This window comes from Pseudomonas sp. NPDC090201 (assembly GCF_044746825.1).
Classification (GTDB): Bacteria; Pseudomonadota; Gammaproteobacteria; order Pseudomonadales; family Pseudomonadaceae; genus Aquipseudomonas; species Aquipseudomonas putida_AD.
In genome coordinates, this window is the sequence record NZ_JBIVCX010000001.1 from 440,116 (window position 1) to 454,758 (window position 14,643).

A 14,643-nucleotide genomic window follows, 5' to 3' on the forward strand; every position below is an offset into this window, starting at 1 on the left:
GAGTCAATCACTCGCCATCGAGGCCCACGTTCCAGGGCAGTTCACAAAGTGCAGTCGCTGGTGATCGATCCGGGCGAACGTTTCGCAAACCACGCCTTAATTTGAGCCATGAGGCGCGAACTTCCCATCGAAGCTCGCGTAAATGCAAACCCGCTGCGGATTCAGCGCGCGGCAGCACCCGAATTATCAGGGATACGTGTGGGGTGGAGACGCACAACCGTCGGACTGTGTAGCACAAGGCTTTATCAAGACGCTTAACCCCGTCCGCTACCGATGGTTGATTCCTCCTCCTGACAAAGCTTTTGCTGACAGGGTGTCATTTGTCACCACAGCAAGCAGGAAACGTCGTCGCGACTCCGGCCCCGCTGGCCGAACATCGTTAGACACTGGAGTGTTCAAGCACTCCTGACGTGCCCTGACACCGACCGTGAGAAGTCGTGTGTGCCGAACGCCGTTTCCGGCAGCCCGGAAACCGACGGTACTACATGAAAAGAATGCTGATTAACGCAACTCAACCCGAAGAGTTGCGTGTTGCGCTGGTAGACGGCCAGCGCCTATACGACCTGGACATCGAATCCGGGGCCCGCGAACAGAAGAAGGCCAACATCTACAAAGGCCGGATCACGCGCATCGAGCCGAGCCTGGAAGCGGCTTTCGTCGACTTCGGCTCCGAGCGTCACGGCTTCCTGCCGCTGAAGGAAATCTCCCGCGAATACTTCAAGAAGTCCGTTGAAGGCCGCGTCAACATCAAGGACGTCCTGAGCGAAGGCCAGGAAGTCATCGTTCAGGTCGAGAAAGAAGAACGTGGCAACAAGGGCGCCGCCCTGACCACCTTCATCAGCCTGGCCGGTCGTTACCTGGTGCTGATGCCCAACAACCCGCGTGCCGGCGGCATCTCGCGTCGCATCGAAGGCGAAGAGCGCAACGAACTGCGTGAAGCGCTGAACGGCCTGATCGCCCCGGCCGACATGGGCCTGATCGTGCGCACTGCCGGCCTTGGCCGCAGCAGCGAAGAAATGCAGTGGGACCTCGATTACCTGCTGCAACTGTGGACCGCCATCAAGGAAGCGTCCCAGGATCGCGCCGCGCCGTTCCTGATCTACCAGGAAAGCAACGTCATCATCCGCGCCATCCGCGACTACCTGCGCCAGGACATCGGTGAAGTCCTGATCGACAGCGTCGAAGCCCAGGAAGAAGCCCTGACCTTCATCCGCCAGGTGATGCCGCAGTACGCCAGCAAGATCAAGCTGTACGAAGACAGCGTTCCGCTGTTCAACCGCTTCCAGATCGAAAGCCAGATCGAAACCGCCTTCCAGCGCGTCGTCGAACTGCCTTCCGGTGGCTCCATCGTCATCGATCCGACCGAAGCTCTGGTGTCCATCGACATCAACTCGGCGCGCGCCACCAAAGGCAGCGACATCGAAGAAACCGCCCTGCAGACCAACCTTGAAGCGGCTGAGGAAATCGCCCGTCAACTGCGTCTGCGCGACATCGGCGGCCTGATCGTCATCGACTTCATCGACATGACCCCGGCCAAGAACCAGCGCGCCGTGGAAGAGAAAGTCCGCGAAAGCCTGGAAGCCGACCGCGCCCGCGTTCAGGTTGGCCGCATCTCGCGCTTCGGCCTGCTGGAAATGTCCCGTCAGCGCCTGCGTCCATCCTTGGGCGAAAGCAGCGGCATCGTCTGCCCGCGTTGCAACGGCACCGGCATCATCCGTGACGTCGAGTCGCTGTCGCTGGCGATCCTGCGCCTGATCGAAGAAGAAGCCCTGAAGGACCGCACTGCCGAAGTCCGCGCCCAGGTGCCGATCCCGGTCGCCGCGTTCCTGCTCAACGAGAAACGCAACTCGATCACCAAGATCGAACTGCGTACCCGTGCGCGCATCGTCATCCTGCCGAACGATCACCTGGAAACGCCGCACTTCGAAGTGCAGCGCCTGCGTGACGACAGCCCTGAAGCCCACAGCCTGCAATCGAGCTACGAGATCGCAGCCGCTGCCGCCGAAGTGGAAGAAGTCCAGCCGACCGCAGCCACCCGCACCCTGGTTCGCCAGGAAGCTGCGGTCAAGACCGCACCTGCCCGTGCCAACGCTCCGGTCCCGACCGAAGTCGCAGCACCGGTGGCCCCTGCTCCGGTCGCTCACGAGCCAAGCCTGTTCAAGGGCCTGGTGAAATCCCTGGTGAGCCTGTTCGCCACCAAGGAAGAGCCTGTCGCACCGGCTGCCGTGGTCGAGAAACCGGCTGCCGAGCGTCCTGCACGTAACGAAGAGCGCCGCAACGGTCGCCAGCAGAGCCGCAGCCGTAACGGCCGCCGCGATGAAGAGCGCAAGCCGCGTGAAGAACGTGCGCCGCGTGCCGAGCGTGAAGAACGCGCCCCACGCGAAGAGCGTGCACCTCGTGAAGAGCGTGCACCGCGCGAGGAACGTGCCCCGCGTGAAGAACGTGCTCCTCGCGAGCCACGTGAAGCCCGCGAAGACAGCGCACCGCGTGAAGAACGCGCACCGCGTGCCCCACGTGAAGAGCGTGCACCACGTGAGCGCAAGCCGCGTGAAGAGCGCGTGCGTGAACTGCGCGAACCGCTGGACGCCGCTCCAGCTGTCAACCTGCAACGTGAAGAACGCCCTGAGCGTGCCCCGCGTGAAGAGCGTCAGCCACGTCCACCGCGTGAAGAACGCCAGCCACGCGCCGAACAGGTCGCTGCAGCAGCCGAAGACGAAGCATTGCCGAACAGCGAAGAGCTGCAGGATGACAACCAGGAAGCCGCCGAAGGCGATCGTCCTCGTCGTCGCTCCCGTGGCCAGCGTCGTCGCAGCAACCGCCGTGAGCGTCAGCGTGACGCCAACGGTGACGTGATCGAGAACGGCGAAGGCAACGAAGGCGAACAGGAACCGTCCGCCGCGAACGCAACCGTACGCAGCGAAGGCACCGGCGCGGAAATCGCCGCAGGCCTGGCCGTGACCGCCGCCGTTGCAGAAAGCGTGATCAGCGCCCCAGCCGAAGCCGATGCGAATCGTCAGGCCGAGCGTGCGACTGCCGCTGTCGAAGCGACTGTCGTTGAAACCGAAGTGGTTCAGCAGGAAGTTGTCGAGGCTCCAGCAGCACCGGCCAAGCGCTCGATCCTGCCGGAAGTTGCAGTGGCACAGTTCGACGCCAGCCTCAGCCCGTTCGAGCGCCAGGTGAAAGCCGCCGCTGAAGCCGAACAGGTTGAAGCCCCAGCTGATGTTGAAGCGCCAGCGGTTGAAGCTGTCGCTCCAGCGCCTGTTGCTCCGGCACCGGCTCCGGTCGTCGAGGCCCCTGTTGCGGCACCTGTCGAAGCGCCGAAAGCCGCCGAGACCGTTGTTGAACAGCCTGCGGTTGAACAGCCAGTTGTCGAGAAGCCAGTGGTAGAACAGCCAGTGGTCGCCGAGCCTGTGGCTCCGGCACCTGCACCGGTTGAACTGGCCGCACCGGAAATCGTCGCAGCCCCTGCTGCGGTCGAGCCGGCTCCAGCTTCGGTCGAGGAAAAGCCTGCGCTGCCGATGGCAAGCTCGGGTCGCGCACCGAACGATCCTCGTGAAGTTCGCCGTCGCCGCCTGGAAGCAGAACGCCTGCAGAAAGAAGCGGAGGCCGCTGCAGCCGCAGCACCTACGCCAGCTTTCGAGCCAGCGCGGGAAGTCGTGACTGAAAACGGTGAAGAACTGGAAGAAAACAAAGAGCACAAACCGCTCGTGTAATCTCCAGGTAAAAAAAGCCCCAACTGCGCAAGCAGCTGGGGCTTTTTTATGCCCGGGATTTGGTGGCACATCCGCCAATCCGCCATCGTCTGACCCGCCCAATCGCGAGCAAGCTCACTCCTACAGGATCTGCACCAGACGAAAGAACACCACCACACTGTAGGAGCGCGCTTGCCCGCGATGGCGGGGGTACACCCGACACATATTCATCGCCTGGCACGGCCCCGTCGCGGGCAAGCGCGCTCCTACACAGACGAAAGAACACCACCAACCTGTAGGAGCGCGCTTGCCCGCGATCACGTCGGTACATCCGATACATCTGCATCGCCGGAAACGGCCCTGTCGCGGGCACATCCACACATCTTCATCGCCTGCACGGCCAAGCGCGGGCAAGCGCGCTCCTACGAAGTGTGCGTCAAGGCTTTTCTCTGAACACCAGCGCCGAAGGCACGTCCACATCCCACAGCGCACCTGGGTCATTCACCTCAAGCTCGATTACCCTGGCGGCCTCGAACAGGCGTCTGGCGCCCTTCTCCCCGGCTAGCCCCGTCAATGCAGGCCCGAACTCTCGACCAAACCCCACGGGGTGCCCGTACCGCCCATCATGGACAGGCACACTGATCGCCCCCGGTTCCAGAGAGGCAGCCACCTTTTCGAGGGTATCCGGATGAATGAATGGCATGTCGCCCAGGGCGATGAGCCAACCGCGATGGTTCGGCTGCGCCGCTACCGCAGCAGCGATGCTGTCGCCCATGCCTGACGAATCCAGCACCACCACCTCACAGCCATGGCGCAGGCCGATCTCTGCCACACAGGAATAATCGGGACGGGTCAGCAACACGATCTTGTCGACCGTTGCGCTCAGATTGAACAGCACATGCTCCAGGACGCAGCGCTCGACGCCATCACGCCCCGTGCATTGCGCAAGGAGCTTGTTGCGATGCTCGCCGGCCACCTGCCGATAGCGGCTGCCCTGCCCGGCGGCAAGGACGATGGCGCACAGGGTCTGGTTCATGGCGTTTACTCATGGATGGCCGATGAGGTCGTAAAAGCAAAAGCCGGGCCTGAACGCCCAACCTCAGTAGAGGTTAGGCTCCATTTCCAGCGAAACACCAAAGCGCTCAAGAATATCGGCCTGGATGCGCTGCGCCAGCTTCAATAACTCAAGCCCGGTGGCAGCGCCGTAGTTCACCAGTACCAGCGACTGCAAGGCGTGAACACCGGCATCCCCCTCGCGAAAGCCCTTCCAGCCGGCTTGCTCGATGAGCCAGCCAGCAGCAAGCTTCACTTGCCCGCCGGCCTGTGGATAAGCCACCAGCCCCGGATGTTCCTGCTTGATGCGCCCCGCCAGTTCAGCAGGAACCACAGGATTCTTGAAGAAACTGCCGGCATTGCCCAGCACGGCGGGATCCGGCAACTTCTCGCTGCGAATTGCGCAGATCGCACGGCTGACGTGGATCGGCGTCGGCTGCTCGATGCCCTGCTCCTGCAGACGCTGGCGCACTGGGCCGTAATCCAGATGCAGCGTCGCAGCAAAGCTCAGCTTGAACCGCACCCGCAGAATCAGCCAGCGCCCCACCTGATGCTTGAACACGCTGTCGCGATAGCCAAAGGCGCAATCCTGCAACGCAAACTCGCGCAACTCGCCAGTCTGACGGTCCAGCGCGACCAGGCTGTGGAAAACATCCTTGATCTCGACGCCATAAGCGCCGATGTTCTGCATCGGTGCAGCGCCGACCGTGCCGGGAATCAGGCTGAGGTTTTCAAGCCCCGACAATCCGCGCGCCAGCATATCCTGCACGAAGGGATGCCAGGGTTCGCCTGCCTCGGCCTCGACAATCGCCCCTCCACAGTCTTCGTGGGTGATGCGAATCCCGCGACTGGCCATGCGCAGCACCAGCGCATCGATGTCGCCGGTCAGCAGCAGGTTGCTGCCGCCGCCGACCACCAGCACTTCGATGTTCTTTTCAGAGGCCCAGGCCAGCGCATCACGCACGTCGCTGTCGTTGTGAGCTTCGACGAACCAGCGCGCCTTGACCTCAACGCCAAAGGTGTTGAACGGCTTGAGAGAAACATCCGATTGCACGTGAAACATCAAACCTCCAGCAGACGGCGCACGCGTTCCAGATCCTCGGCAGTGTCCACACCGGCGGGCGGTGCTTCCAGCGCGTCGGCAACGTGGATACGCACGCCGTGCCACAAGGCACGCAACTGCTCCAGGTTCTCGGTGTTTTCCAGCCAGCACGGGCCCCAGCTGACGAAGTCATGCAGGAAACCGGCGCGGTAGGCATAGATGCCGATGTGACGACGGTACGGCACGCCTTCAGGCAATTCGTCGCGGCTCTTGGCCAGGGCATCACGCGCCCATGGCAGCGGCGCGCGGCTGAAGGTCAGGGCCAGGCCGTTGAGGTCGGAACTGACCTTGACCACGTTGGGATTGAACAGCGCGGCCACGTCATCGATAGGCTCGGCCAGGGTCGACATGCGCGCCTCGGTGTGCGCCGCCAGGTTATCAGCGACCTGGTCGATCACTGCAGGCGGGATCATAGGCTCGTCGCCCTGAACGTTGACCACGATGGCATCGTTGGCCAGCCCCAGCAGCGAAGCCACTTCAGCCAGGCGGTCGGTGCCGGAGTTGTGGTCGTCGCGGGTCATCAGGACCTCGGCGCCGAATGCCTGGCAGGCCTCGACGATGCGCTGATCGTCGGTGGCTACCACCACGCGCTGGGCGCTGCTCTTGCGCGCCTGTTCCCAGACGTGCTGGATCATCGGCTTGCCAGCGATGGTTTTCAGCGGCTTGCCGGGGAAACGGCTGGAGCCGTAACGCGCCGGGATGACAACGGTAAACGCTGCGGTCATTTGTCCAGGCGCTCGTCGGTGGTCAGGGTGCGGGCTTCGCTTTCCAGCATGACTGGAATGCCGTCGCGGATCGGGAACGCAAGGCCTGCGCCCTTGCTGATGAGCTCGGTCTTGTCGGCGCTGAGCTTGAGCGGACCCTTGCAGACCGGGCAGGCGAGGATGTCGAGCAATTTGGTGTCCATAGGAGATCCTGAACGAGTCATGGAAGAAGGCGGTTTAACTGGGAATCGAACCAACTGACGAACGCTGCGGAGGGCACGGCCTCTACCGCTAGGTACCACCAGTTGGCCGCCGCGAAGGATGAACACTTCACGGCGTCTTTTTCGGTCATGACCAACGGCAGGTCCGGCGTGAACGCCAGCGCCTGCGGGCTGAAAACGGCATGATCGGCGAATGCATGGGGAACAGGCCGCCAGTGTAGCCCTTCGAGGGTGTTGAAGAAACGCTGGGGGTTACCGATACCGGCCACCGCGTGCAGCGCCTGGCCGGCCGGGAAATAGTCCACAGGCTGGCGCTCGCCGGTCAGCAGGTTGACCAGTGCCGACGGCTGCAGCTTGAAGGCGTAGCCATCGTCGCGGTCCTCGCTGGCGCCGTTGTACAGCAGCGTATCGACGCTCTGCAGGCGCTCCACCGGCTCACGCAAGGGACCAGCAGGCAGGCAGCGGCGATTGCCCAGGCCACGGGCGGCGTCGATCAACACCAGTTCAAGGTCCCGGGCCAGGCGATAATGCTGCAGGCCGTCGTCGGTGAGGATCAGGTCCAGCGGCTCCTGTGCCAGCAGGCCACGGACCGCTTGTGCGCGATCCGGGTCGATCATCAGGGGCACGCCGGTGCGCTTGACGATCAGCAGCGGCTCGTCCCCGACCTGATCGGCGCTGTGCTGCGCCAATACCCGCCATGGCAGGCTCGGCGGCCTGGCACCGTAGCCACGGCTGACCACGCCCACCCGCAACCCGCGACGGCGGCAGTAATCGATCATCCACAGGATCAGCGGCGTCTTGCCCGTGCCGCCCACCGTGATATTGCCCACCACGATTACCGGTACCGGCGCCTTGTAGATGTCGCCCTGCCCCGCGACGAACCGCGCACGCTTGCCGTTGACCACCCGGCGATACAGGCATTCCAGCGGACGCAGCAAGGCCAGGGCCGGATGGCCGTTGTACCAGGCATCGAGCAAGCGGTCGGTCAGTGCCATCAGTTACCCGAGGCGGCCTCGACAGTGGTCATGCGCAGATGGGCGAAGCCCATTTTCCCGGCAGCGTCCATGGCGGTGATGACCGCCTGGTGCGGGGTCTTGCCGTCGGCGCTGATTGAAAGCGGCAGGCTGGTGTCGCCCCCGGATTCCTTCTGCAGGGCATCGATCAGCGTGTCCAGCTTGCTGTCGGCCAGCAGGGTGTTGTTCACCGAATAGACGCCATCGGCATTGATGGTTATATCGACGTGCTTCTTGTCGACATCGTCGGCCGAGGCCCCGGTCACGGCCTGGGGCAGATCCACGCGCAACTGTGTCTCACGGGTGAAGGTGGTGGTGACCACGAAGAACAGCAGCAGGATGAACACCACGTCGATCAGCGACACCAGGTTGATGTCGATGGTCTCCCGGGGTTTGCGACGGCGGAATTTCACTTCTTGCGACCCTCGCCACGGGCTGCGGCCTTGAGGTCTGGCTGGGCGTCGGTCAGGTCGACGTCACGGTCGCCCTGCACCACTTCCACCAGCTTGATGGCTTCCTGCTCCATGCCGACGACCAGCTCATCGACCCGGTTTTGCAGGTAACGATGGAAGAAGATCGCCGGAATCGCCACGGTCAGGCCCGACGCGGTGCAGATCAGCGCCTTGGCGATACCGCCGGCGAGCATGCCTGCGTTGCCGGTCATGCCGGTGGCGGTGAACGAACTGAAGATGTCGATCATGCCGAGCACGGTGCCCAGCAGCCCCAGCAGCGGCGCCATCGCGGCGATGGTGCCCAGGGTTGCCAAATAGCGTTCCAGATCATGAATGACCCGGGCGGCGGCTTCCTCGATGCACTCTTTCATGATCTCGCGACCATGCCGGGAGTTGGCCAGGCCTGCCGCCAGGATTTCACCCAGCGGCGAGTCGGCGCGCAGCTCCTTGAGCTTGTCGCTGCTCAGTTGCTTGTCCTGGATCCAGCGCCACACCTGACCGAGCAGATGCGGTGGCGTAATGCGGCTGGCGCGCAGGGTCCACAGGCGCTCGATGATGATCCCGACGGCGGCGATGGAACTCAAAATGATCGGTAGCATCATCCAGCCACCAGATTTGACCAGCTCCCACACAGCGACCACCCCCTGAAAAAAAGTGGCGGTACTCTAACATAGCGTCGCAGCCTCACCGAACCCGGCGACGAAAAACCAGCCATTTCATTCACGCCAGAAGTGACGCGTCCTACGCTCGGCCCGGGCGTCCCCGAACTCGCCTAATTGCAAGGTGATGGCACCCAGCTCGGCACTGTCGTGAATCTGCATGCCCAGTCGCTGATAGCGCGCCATCACCAGCGGGTGTGGATGACCAAAGGTGTTGTTGCGTCCACGGGATATCAACACAGCGCGAGGCGCCACGGCCCGCAGGAACACCTGGGACGAAGAACTGCGGCTGCCGTGATGGGGCGATTGCAGCCAGTCGGCCCTGACATCAAACCCCTGGGCCAGCATGGCGCGTTCGGCGTGCACATCGATGTCGCCGGTCAGCAGCAGCCGTTCGCCGTTGGCTTCGACCCGCAGCACGCAGGATGCAGGGTTGCTCTCTTTCGCCTGACTCCAGACCCAGGTGGTGAACGTCACTTCGTCCCAGGTCCATGTCTCGCCATCCCGGCAGGCGTCGCCGCGCAGTGAGCGGGGCATGCGCTGATGGTCACCGGCCAGGACTCTGGTCACCGGCAGTGCGCGCACGATGGCCTGGGCACCGCCGATGTGGTCCAGATGGGCATGACTGAGGAGCATCATGTCCAGTTGCCTGACTGCCGCCCGGCGGATCGCGGGAAGCACCACCCGCTCGCCGATATCGACATCCCCGACCCTGGGCCCCGCGTCATACAGCAAGCTGTGCCCCTTGGTGCGCAGCAGGATTGCCAGGCCCTGCCCAACGTCCAGCTGCATCACCTCGACGCGGCCGGGCGTCAGGCTCTTCTGCGGCACGAACACACACAGCAACAACATCGGCCAACCCAGCGGGCGCATTGGCAAGCCTCTGGGCAGCAACAGCAGGAACGCGCCCAGCAGGCTCAGCGGCCAGACCCAAGGCGGTACGGCCGGACCGGTCCAGGCAGGCTGCAGGTCCGCCGCCCAGCCCAGAAACGCGAAGAGCCACTCCATCGAGCCGCCTGCCAGCCAGAGCAATCCCTGGCCAATCGGCTCAAGCCCGAGAAGAAGTGTGCCGAACAGCGCCAGCGGCAGAATGAAAACACTGACCCAGGGCACTGCCACCAGATTGACCAGTGGACCGCTCAGGCTCACCGGAAGATTCAACGCCAGCAACGCAGGCAGCAACCCCAGGGCAATCAGCCACTGTGCCCGCGACCAGCTCTGCAGCCAGCCCCAGGCGCCCAGGCGACCACTGAAAATCAGCATGAGGATCGCCACCGCCGCGAACGAAAGCCACAGCCCCGGTCGCAGGCTGCTTAGCGGTTCGGCGATCAACACCAGATTCAAGGCGATCAGAAAAGGCCAGGTCATGCCCAGATGCCGGAAGCGCAACCGCCACAACAGCACCAGCCCGAGCATCACGCAGGCGCGCTGCACCGGCACCTCGAAACCCGCCAGCAGGCCATAGGCCAGCGCCCCGCCGAACGCCAGGCCGCACGCCGAGGGCAGCCACGGCACAAAGCGCGGCCACAGGCCCAGGCGTGCGAGGCCCGCTACCAGGGCGTAAAGCAATCCGGCCAGCAGCCCGATGTGGGTGCCGGAGATCACCAGCAGGTGAACCGTGCCGGTGTCCTGCAAGGCTTTCCAGTCGGCGGCGCTCAGCCCGGAATCGTCCCCCAGCACCAGTGCCGCCAGCGCGCCTTCACGCCCCTGTGCGTCAACCGCCAGCAAGCGCTGACGAACGCCATCGCGCCATGAAGGAGCAGCCGCCTGAAGCAACTGCCCGTCGATCACCGTCCCGGTTGCGCCCACACGCTGCGCCAGCAGCCAGGCCTCGTAGTCGAACGCACCCGGATTGACCAGGCCCGCCGGACGCTTGAGCTTGACCGCCAGCCGCCAGCGCTCGCCTGAACCCACCGCAGGGCCGTTGTACCAGGCGACACGGATGCGTTGCGGCAGCGCCGTACGCCGGGACTGCGGGCTGTCGATCTGAAACCGCACCACGCCGTCCACCGCGCCCGGCAGGCCAACCACCCTGCCCTCCAGCCACAAGGTCTGGCCATCGAGGCGCGCGGGCAGCCGATCATCCAGCGCGGACCTGGCCGACACACAGGCCCACGTCAGCCCGAACAGAAACAACGCCAGCGGATAGGTGCGAAACGGCAGCAGCATCAACCCCAGCACCGGCATGACCAGCAGCAACCAGACCGGCGGTAATTCCGGCAGAAAGCGCAGGGTCAACAGCCCCAGCGCAAGCGCCACCATCCCTGTGCGCATAAGGCTTTCCTTGCAGGTGTATGAAAGACACCCCCATGGCTTAGCCCACTGGACAGCGAGCGCTTTTTATTAATTGTCACAAAGTCTGAATTTGCATCGGTCACCATCCATGCATACTTGCCCGCACTTTTCCGTCCAGCCGCCGGATTACCGAATGCCACGTCACTTGATCAAACGCTACATGCCCGATCCGCACAGCATCCGGGAACACAAGTCCTTACGTTTTCTCGGGCGCCTGCTGCACGATCCGAACCTCTGGCACCTGAACCGGCACTCCGTGGCTCGTGCCATGGGCATCGGTCTGTTCGCCGCGCTGATGCCCATGCCGCTGCAGATGTTGCTGGCCGCCTTTCTGGCTGTCTGGGTACGGGCCAACATGCCGATTGCCGTCAGCCTGTGCTGGCTGACCAACCCCCTGACCATGCCACCGGTTTTCTACTGCACCTACAAGATCGGCGCGCTGCTGATGGGCCTGCCGCCGCGCAGTTTTCCGGACGAGATGAGCTGGGAATGGATCAGCGGCCAGCTCTCGACGCTGTGGCAGCCGTTTCTGCTGGGTTCTGTGGTGGCGGGGATTGTGCTGGGCTTGGTGGGGTATTTCGGGACGATGGGGTATTGGCGTTGGTGGGTGGGACGGCAGTGGAAAGCGCGTCAGCACAAACGCAGCTCTTGAGACTCAAGGCAATCCACTGTGGGAGCGGGCTCGCCCGCGAATCGGGCCCGACCGGCACAACGAATGTGTCGAATGGACCTATTCGCGGGCGAGCCCGCTCCCACAGGGTTGGCAGATAGCTATTGCCGCATCCCGCGCCCACTCACCAGCAGGCGGGCGCAGCCCAGGTACAGCACGATGGTCGCCACGACCATGAACGCCAGGGCGATGCTGATCTTGATGTCCGACACACCCAGGATCCCGAAGCGGAAGGCGTTGACCATGTGCAGCACAGGGTTGGCCAGGGACACGGTCTGCCAGAACGGCGGCAGCAGGTTGATGGAGTAGAACACGCCGCCCAGGTATGTCAGCGGGGTCAGGACGAAGGTCGGGATGATCGAGATATCGTCGAAGTTACGTGCGAAGACCGCGTTGATGAAGCCCAGCAGCGAGAAGATCGTTGCGGTCAGGAGCACCACGACGATGGTCACGCCCAGATGGTGCACCTGCAGGTCAGTGAAGAACATCGACAGAATGGTGACGATGACGCCCACCATCAGACCGCGCAGCATCCCTCCCAGGGTGAAGCCGATCAGAATCGTGTGTGGCGACACCGGAGACACCATCAACTCTTCCACCGAGCGCTGGAACTTGGCGCCGAAGAAGCTGGACACCACGTTGCCGTAGGAGTTGGTGATCACCGACATCATGATCAAACCCGGCACGATGTACTGCATGTAGGTGAAGCCACCCATGTCGCCGATCTGCCGGCCGATCAGGTTGCCGAAGATCACGAAGTACAGAACCATGGTGATCGCAGGCGGCAGCAATGTCTGCGGCCAGATGCGCATGAAACGGCGCACTTCCCGGTAGACGATGGTGTTCATGGCGATCAGGTTGGGGCGCAGCTCCGAACTCATACCGCCACCTTCGACAGATTCTTCTCGACCAGGCCCACGAACAGCTCCTCAAGGCGATTGGTTTTATTGCGCAGGCTCAGCACCTGAACATTTTGCAGGGCCAGTTGACCGAACAGCGCGGTAATGCCGATGGTCTTGTCCACCTGCACTTCCAGGGTATGGTTATCCACCAGACGCGACGGATAGCCGGCAAGTTGCGGAGCAACGGCCATCGGATCCTTGAGGTCCAGCAGGAAAGTCTCGACGTGCAGCTTGTTGAGCAGCGTCTTCATCCCGGTGTTTTCGATGATGGTGCCGTGGTCGATGATGCCGATGTTGCGGCACAGCTGCTCAGCCTCTTCCAGATAGTGGGTGGTGAGGATGATGGTGATGCCCTTCTCGTTGAGCTCGGTGAGGAAGGTCCACATCGAACGGCGCAGTTCGATGTCCACGCCCGCAGTCGGCTCATCGAGGATCAACAGGCGCGGCTCGTGAATCAGCGCGCGGGCGATCATCAAACGCCGTTTCATGCCGCCCGACAGCGACCGCGACGGCACTGCGCGCTTGTCCCACAGCCCGAGCTGGGTCAGGTATTGCTCGGCGCGCTCCTTGGCGATCTTCGGCGGGATACCGTAATAACCGGCCTGGGTCACCACGATGTCGAAGGTCTTCTCGAACTGGTTGAAGTTGAACTCCTGGGGCACCACGCCGATCGAGCGCTTGAGCTGCGCCGGGTTGCGGTCCAGGTCGTTGCCGAAGATGTTCACCGTGCCGGTGGTCTTGTTGACCAGGGTCGAGATGATGCCGATGGTGGTGGATTTGCCGGCACCGTTTGGGCCGAGCAATGCGAAGAAATCACCCTCGGCAACGTCCAGATCGATGCCCTTGAGGGCCTGGAATCCATTGCCGTAGGTCTTGGTTAGCTGCCGGATGGACAGAGCTGAACTCATGACTGAAAACACACCAATAAAAGGAAAAGGGAAAAGAGGACTAATACAAAACGACCGCCACTGAAACATTCCGTTGCAAACGCGGCCCGGATAGCCATGGTGCTTGCCGAGGCCGCGCAAGTACAGCGAGTTCTATTGATAGTAGATATTAATTCAACGCGGCGGGCATTCAGGTCAGCGGCGTCATGACCGCCGTGCGATAGGCTTCACGCTGCTGCAAACGCTCGTACCAGGCTTTGAGGTGAGGCAGCTCGCTACGTTCAATCGGCATTTCCAGCCAGGCGTAGATAAAGCTGCCCAGCGGGATGTCGCCCATGCCGAATTCATTGCCCGAGAGGTACGGCTGGCTCGCCAGGGTCTTGTCGACGATGCGCAGCAGATTTTCGACCGTCGCCCTGGCGGCGTTGATCTGGTTCCAGTCCTGTTGCTCGGCCGGGGTGCGCAGCACGCCCCAGAACACGGTGCGGAAAGGGCCGGCGAAAGTCGAGGTGGTCCAGTCCATCCATTTATCGGCCTGGGCCCTGGCTTTGGGGTCGGCAGGATAAAGCGCCGCATCGGCACCGTACTGCGCCGCCAGGTAGCGCACGATGGCGTTGGATTCCCACAGCACGAAGTCGCCGTCTTCGATCATCGGCACCACGCCGTTGGGGTTCTTTGCCAGGTACTCAGGCTGATCGTTGAGGCCGAACGCGCCGCCCGCGTTGATCGACTCGTATTGGAGCCCCAGTTCCTGCGCTATCCACAACGCCTTGCGAACGTTGGACGAATTCTTGCGACCCCAGATCTTCAGCATCTTTTTATTCTCCTGCGTACGGTGACAATGAATTAGTGGCATATGCCTGTGGGCAGGCAGTCTACCCGACCGCAGGGCCAAGGGGGTATTAGAGCCACACCCTCACGCGCATCGGCCACGGTTCGAACTCCCATGGCAGGCAGGGGTCACTATCGATGCGCAGGGCAGAGCCTTGTCTG

13 protein-coding genes are annotated in these 14,643 nt (G+C 62.9%); 2 read left to right on the plus strand and 11 right to left on the minus strand.

Annotated features, from left to right (window positions below; genetic code table 11):
* Window positions 1-485: 485 nt before the first annotated feature.
* Window positions 486-3,713 carry a ribonuclease E gene (rne, locus tag ACIPOO_RS01995; RefSeq protein ID WP_400604052.1) on the plus strand — a complete coding sequence of 1,076 codons (3,228 nt, stop codon included), beginning with the start codon at window positions 486-488 and terminating at the stop codon, window positions 3,711-3,713.
* 415 nt (window positions 3,714-4,128) lie between these two features.
* Here rne and ACIPOO_RS02000 read toward each other — a convergent pair whose 3' ends face one another.
* The 8 genes from ACIPOO_RS02000 to ACIPOO_RS02035 form a co-directional block, all read right to left on the minus strand.
* On the minus strand, window positions 4,129-4,728 hold the full coding sequence (locus ACIPOO_RS02000; RefSeq protein WP_400604054.1) for an NTP transferase domain-containing protein: 600 nt from the start codon (window positions 4,726-4,728) through the stop codon (window positions 4,129-4,131).
* A 63-nt stretch (window positions 4,729-4,791) separates the two neighbouring features.
* Complete coding sequence (murB, locus tag ACIPOO_RS02005; protein WP_400604056.1) at window positions 4,792-5,811, minus strand: UDP-N-acetylmuramate dehydrogenase; 1,020 nt, start codon at window positions 5,809-5,811, stop codon at window positions 4,792-4,794.
* Window positions 5,808-6,572 (minus strand): 3-deoxy-manno-octulosonate cytidylyltransferase, encoded by a 765-nt coding sequence (kdsB, locus tag ACIPOO_RS02010; RefSeq protein ID WP_274132212.1) that lies wholly within the window; start codon window positions 6,570-6,572, stop codon window positions 5,808-5,810. The genes murB and kdsB overlap by 4 nt, the downstream gene beginning before the upstream one ends.
* A complete protein-coding gene (locus ACIPOO_RS02015; RefSeq protein ID WP_274132214.1) occupies window positions 6,569-6,754 on the minus strand; it encodes a Trm112 family protein in 186 nt (61 codons plus the stop codon). Before ACIPOO_RS02015 ends, kdsB begins: the two co-directional genes overlap by 4 nt.
* A gap of 17 nt (window positions 6,755-6,771) precedes the next feature.
* Window positions 6,772-7,767, minus strand: a complete 996-nt coding sequence (lpxK, locus tag ACIPOO_RS02020) for a tetraacyldisaccharide 4'-kinase (RefSeq protein ID WP_400604059.1) — start codon at window positions 7,765-7,767, stop codon at window positions 6,772-6,774.
* Complete coding sequence (locus ACIPOO_RS02025; protein WP_400604061.1) at window positions 7,767-8,198, minus strand: ExbD/TolR family protein; 432 nt, start codon at window positions 8,196-8,198, stop codon at window positions 7,767-7,769. The genes lpxK and ACIPOO_RS02025 overlap by 1 nt, the downstream gene beginning before the upstream one ends.
* The gene (locus tag ACIPOO_RS02030; RefSeq protein ID WP_274132217.1) at window positions 8,195-8,869 is read right to left on the minus strand and encodes a MotA/TolQ/ExbB proton channel family protein; all 675 of its coding nucleotides are present in this window, start codon (window positions 8,867-8,869) and stop codon (window positions 8,195-8,197) included. The genes ACIPOO_RS02025 and ACIPOO_RS02030 overlap by 4 nt, the downstream gene beginning before the upstream one ends.
* An 84-nt stretch (window positions 8,870-8,953) precedes the next feature.
* Entirely contained in the window at window positions 8,954-11,170 is a 2,217-nt protein-coding gene (locus ACIPOO_RS02035; protein WP_400604063.1) for a DNA internalization-related competence protein ComEC/Rec2, read from the minus strand.
* Between the two features lie 154 nt (window positions 11,171-11,324).
* Here ACIPOO_RS02035 and ACIPOO_RS02040 point away from each other — a divergent pair, with 154 nt between their 5' ends.
* Window positions 11,325-11,843, plus strand: coding sequence for a DUF2062 domain-containing protein (locus ACIPOO_RS02040; protein WP_274132219.1), 519 nt, complete (start codon window positions 11,325-11,327; stop codon window positions 11,841-11,843).
* Window positions 11,844-11,962: 119 nt separating this feature from the next.
* Here ACIPOO_RS02040 and ACIPOO_RS02045 read toward each other — a convergent pair whose 3' ends face one another.
* The 3 genes from ACIPOO_RS02045 to ACIPOO_RS02055 form a co-directional block, all read right to left on the minus strand.
* Window positions 11,963-12,742, minus strand: coding sequence for an ABC transporter permease (locus tag ACIPOO_RS02045; protein WP_274132220.1), 780 nt, complete (start codon window positions 12,740-12,742; stop codon window positions 11,963-11,965).
* Window positions 12,739-13,671: an ABC transporter ATP-binding protein gene (locus tag ACIPOO_RS02050; RefSeq protein ID WP_400604066.1), complete on the minus strand. Its 933-nt coding sequence runs from the start codon at window positions 13,669-13,671 to the stop codon at window positions 12,739-12,741. The genes ACIPOO_RS02045 and ACIPOO_RS02050 overlap by 4 nt, the downstream gene beginning before the upstream one ends.
* A 169-nt stretch (window positions 13,672-13,840) precedes the next feature.
* Window positions 13,841-14,464 (minus strand): glutathione S-transferase family protein, encoded by a 624-nt coding sequence (locus ACIPOO_RS02055; protein WP_274132222.1) that lies wholly within the window; start codon window positions 14,462-14,464, stop codon window positions 13,841-13,843.
* Between the last annotated feature and the right edge of the window lie 179 nt (window positions 14,465-14,643).

What these genes read in the sequence shown, in the direction of transcription:
- ACIPOO_RS02050 (WP_400604066.1), bottom strand. Translation starts at nt 13,671, where the DNA reads ATGAGTTCAGCTCTGTCCATCCGGCAGCTAACCAAGACCTACGGCAAT.
- lpxK (WP_400604059.1), bottom strand. Translation starts at nt 7,767, where the DNA reads ATGGCACTGACCGACCGCTTGCTCGATGCCTGGTACAACGGCCATCCG.
- ACIPOO_RS02055 (WP_274132222.1), bottom strand. Translation starts at nt 14,464, where the DNA reads ATGCTGAAGATCTGGGGTCGCAAGAATTCGTCCAACGTTCGCAAGGCG.
- kdsB (WP_274132212.1), bottom strand. Translation starts at nt 6,572, where the DNA reads ATGACCGCAGCGTTTACCGTTGTCATCCCGGCGCGTTACGGCTCCAGC.
- ACIPOO_RS02045 (WP_274132220.1), bottom strand. Translation starts at nt 12,742, where the DNA reads ATGAGTTCGGAGCTGCGCCCCAACCTGATCGCCATGAACACCATCGTC.
- ACIPOO_RS02000 (WP_400604054.1), bottom strand. Translation starts at nt 4,728, where the DNA reads ATGAACCAGACCCTGTGCGCCATCGTCCTTGCCGCCGGGCAGGGCAGC.
- ACIPOO_RS02015 (WP_274132214.1), bottom strand. Translation starts at nt 6,754, where the DNA reads ATGGACACCAAATTGCTCGACATCCTCGCCTGCCCGGTCTGCAAGGGT.
- ACIPOO_RS02035 (WP_400604063.1), bottom strand. Translation starts at nt 11,170, where the DNA reads ATGCGCACAGGGATGGTGGCGCTTGCGCTGGGGCTGTTGACCCTGCGC.
- rne (WP_400604052.1), top strand. Translation starts at nt 486, where the DNA reads ATGAAAAGAATGCTGATTAACGCAACTCAACCCGAAGAGTTGCGTGTT.
- ACIPOO_RS02040 (WP_274132219.1), top strand. Translation starts at nt 11,325, where the DNA reads ATGCCACGTCACTTGATCAAACGCTACATGCCCGATCCGCACAGCATC.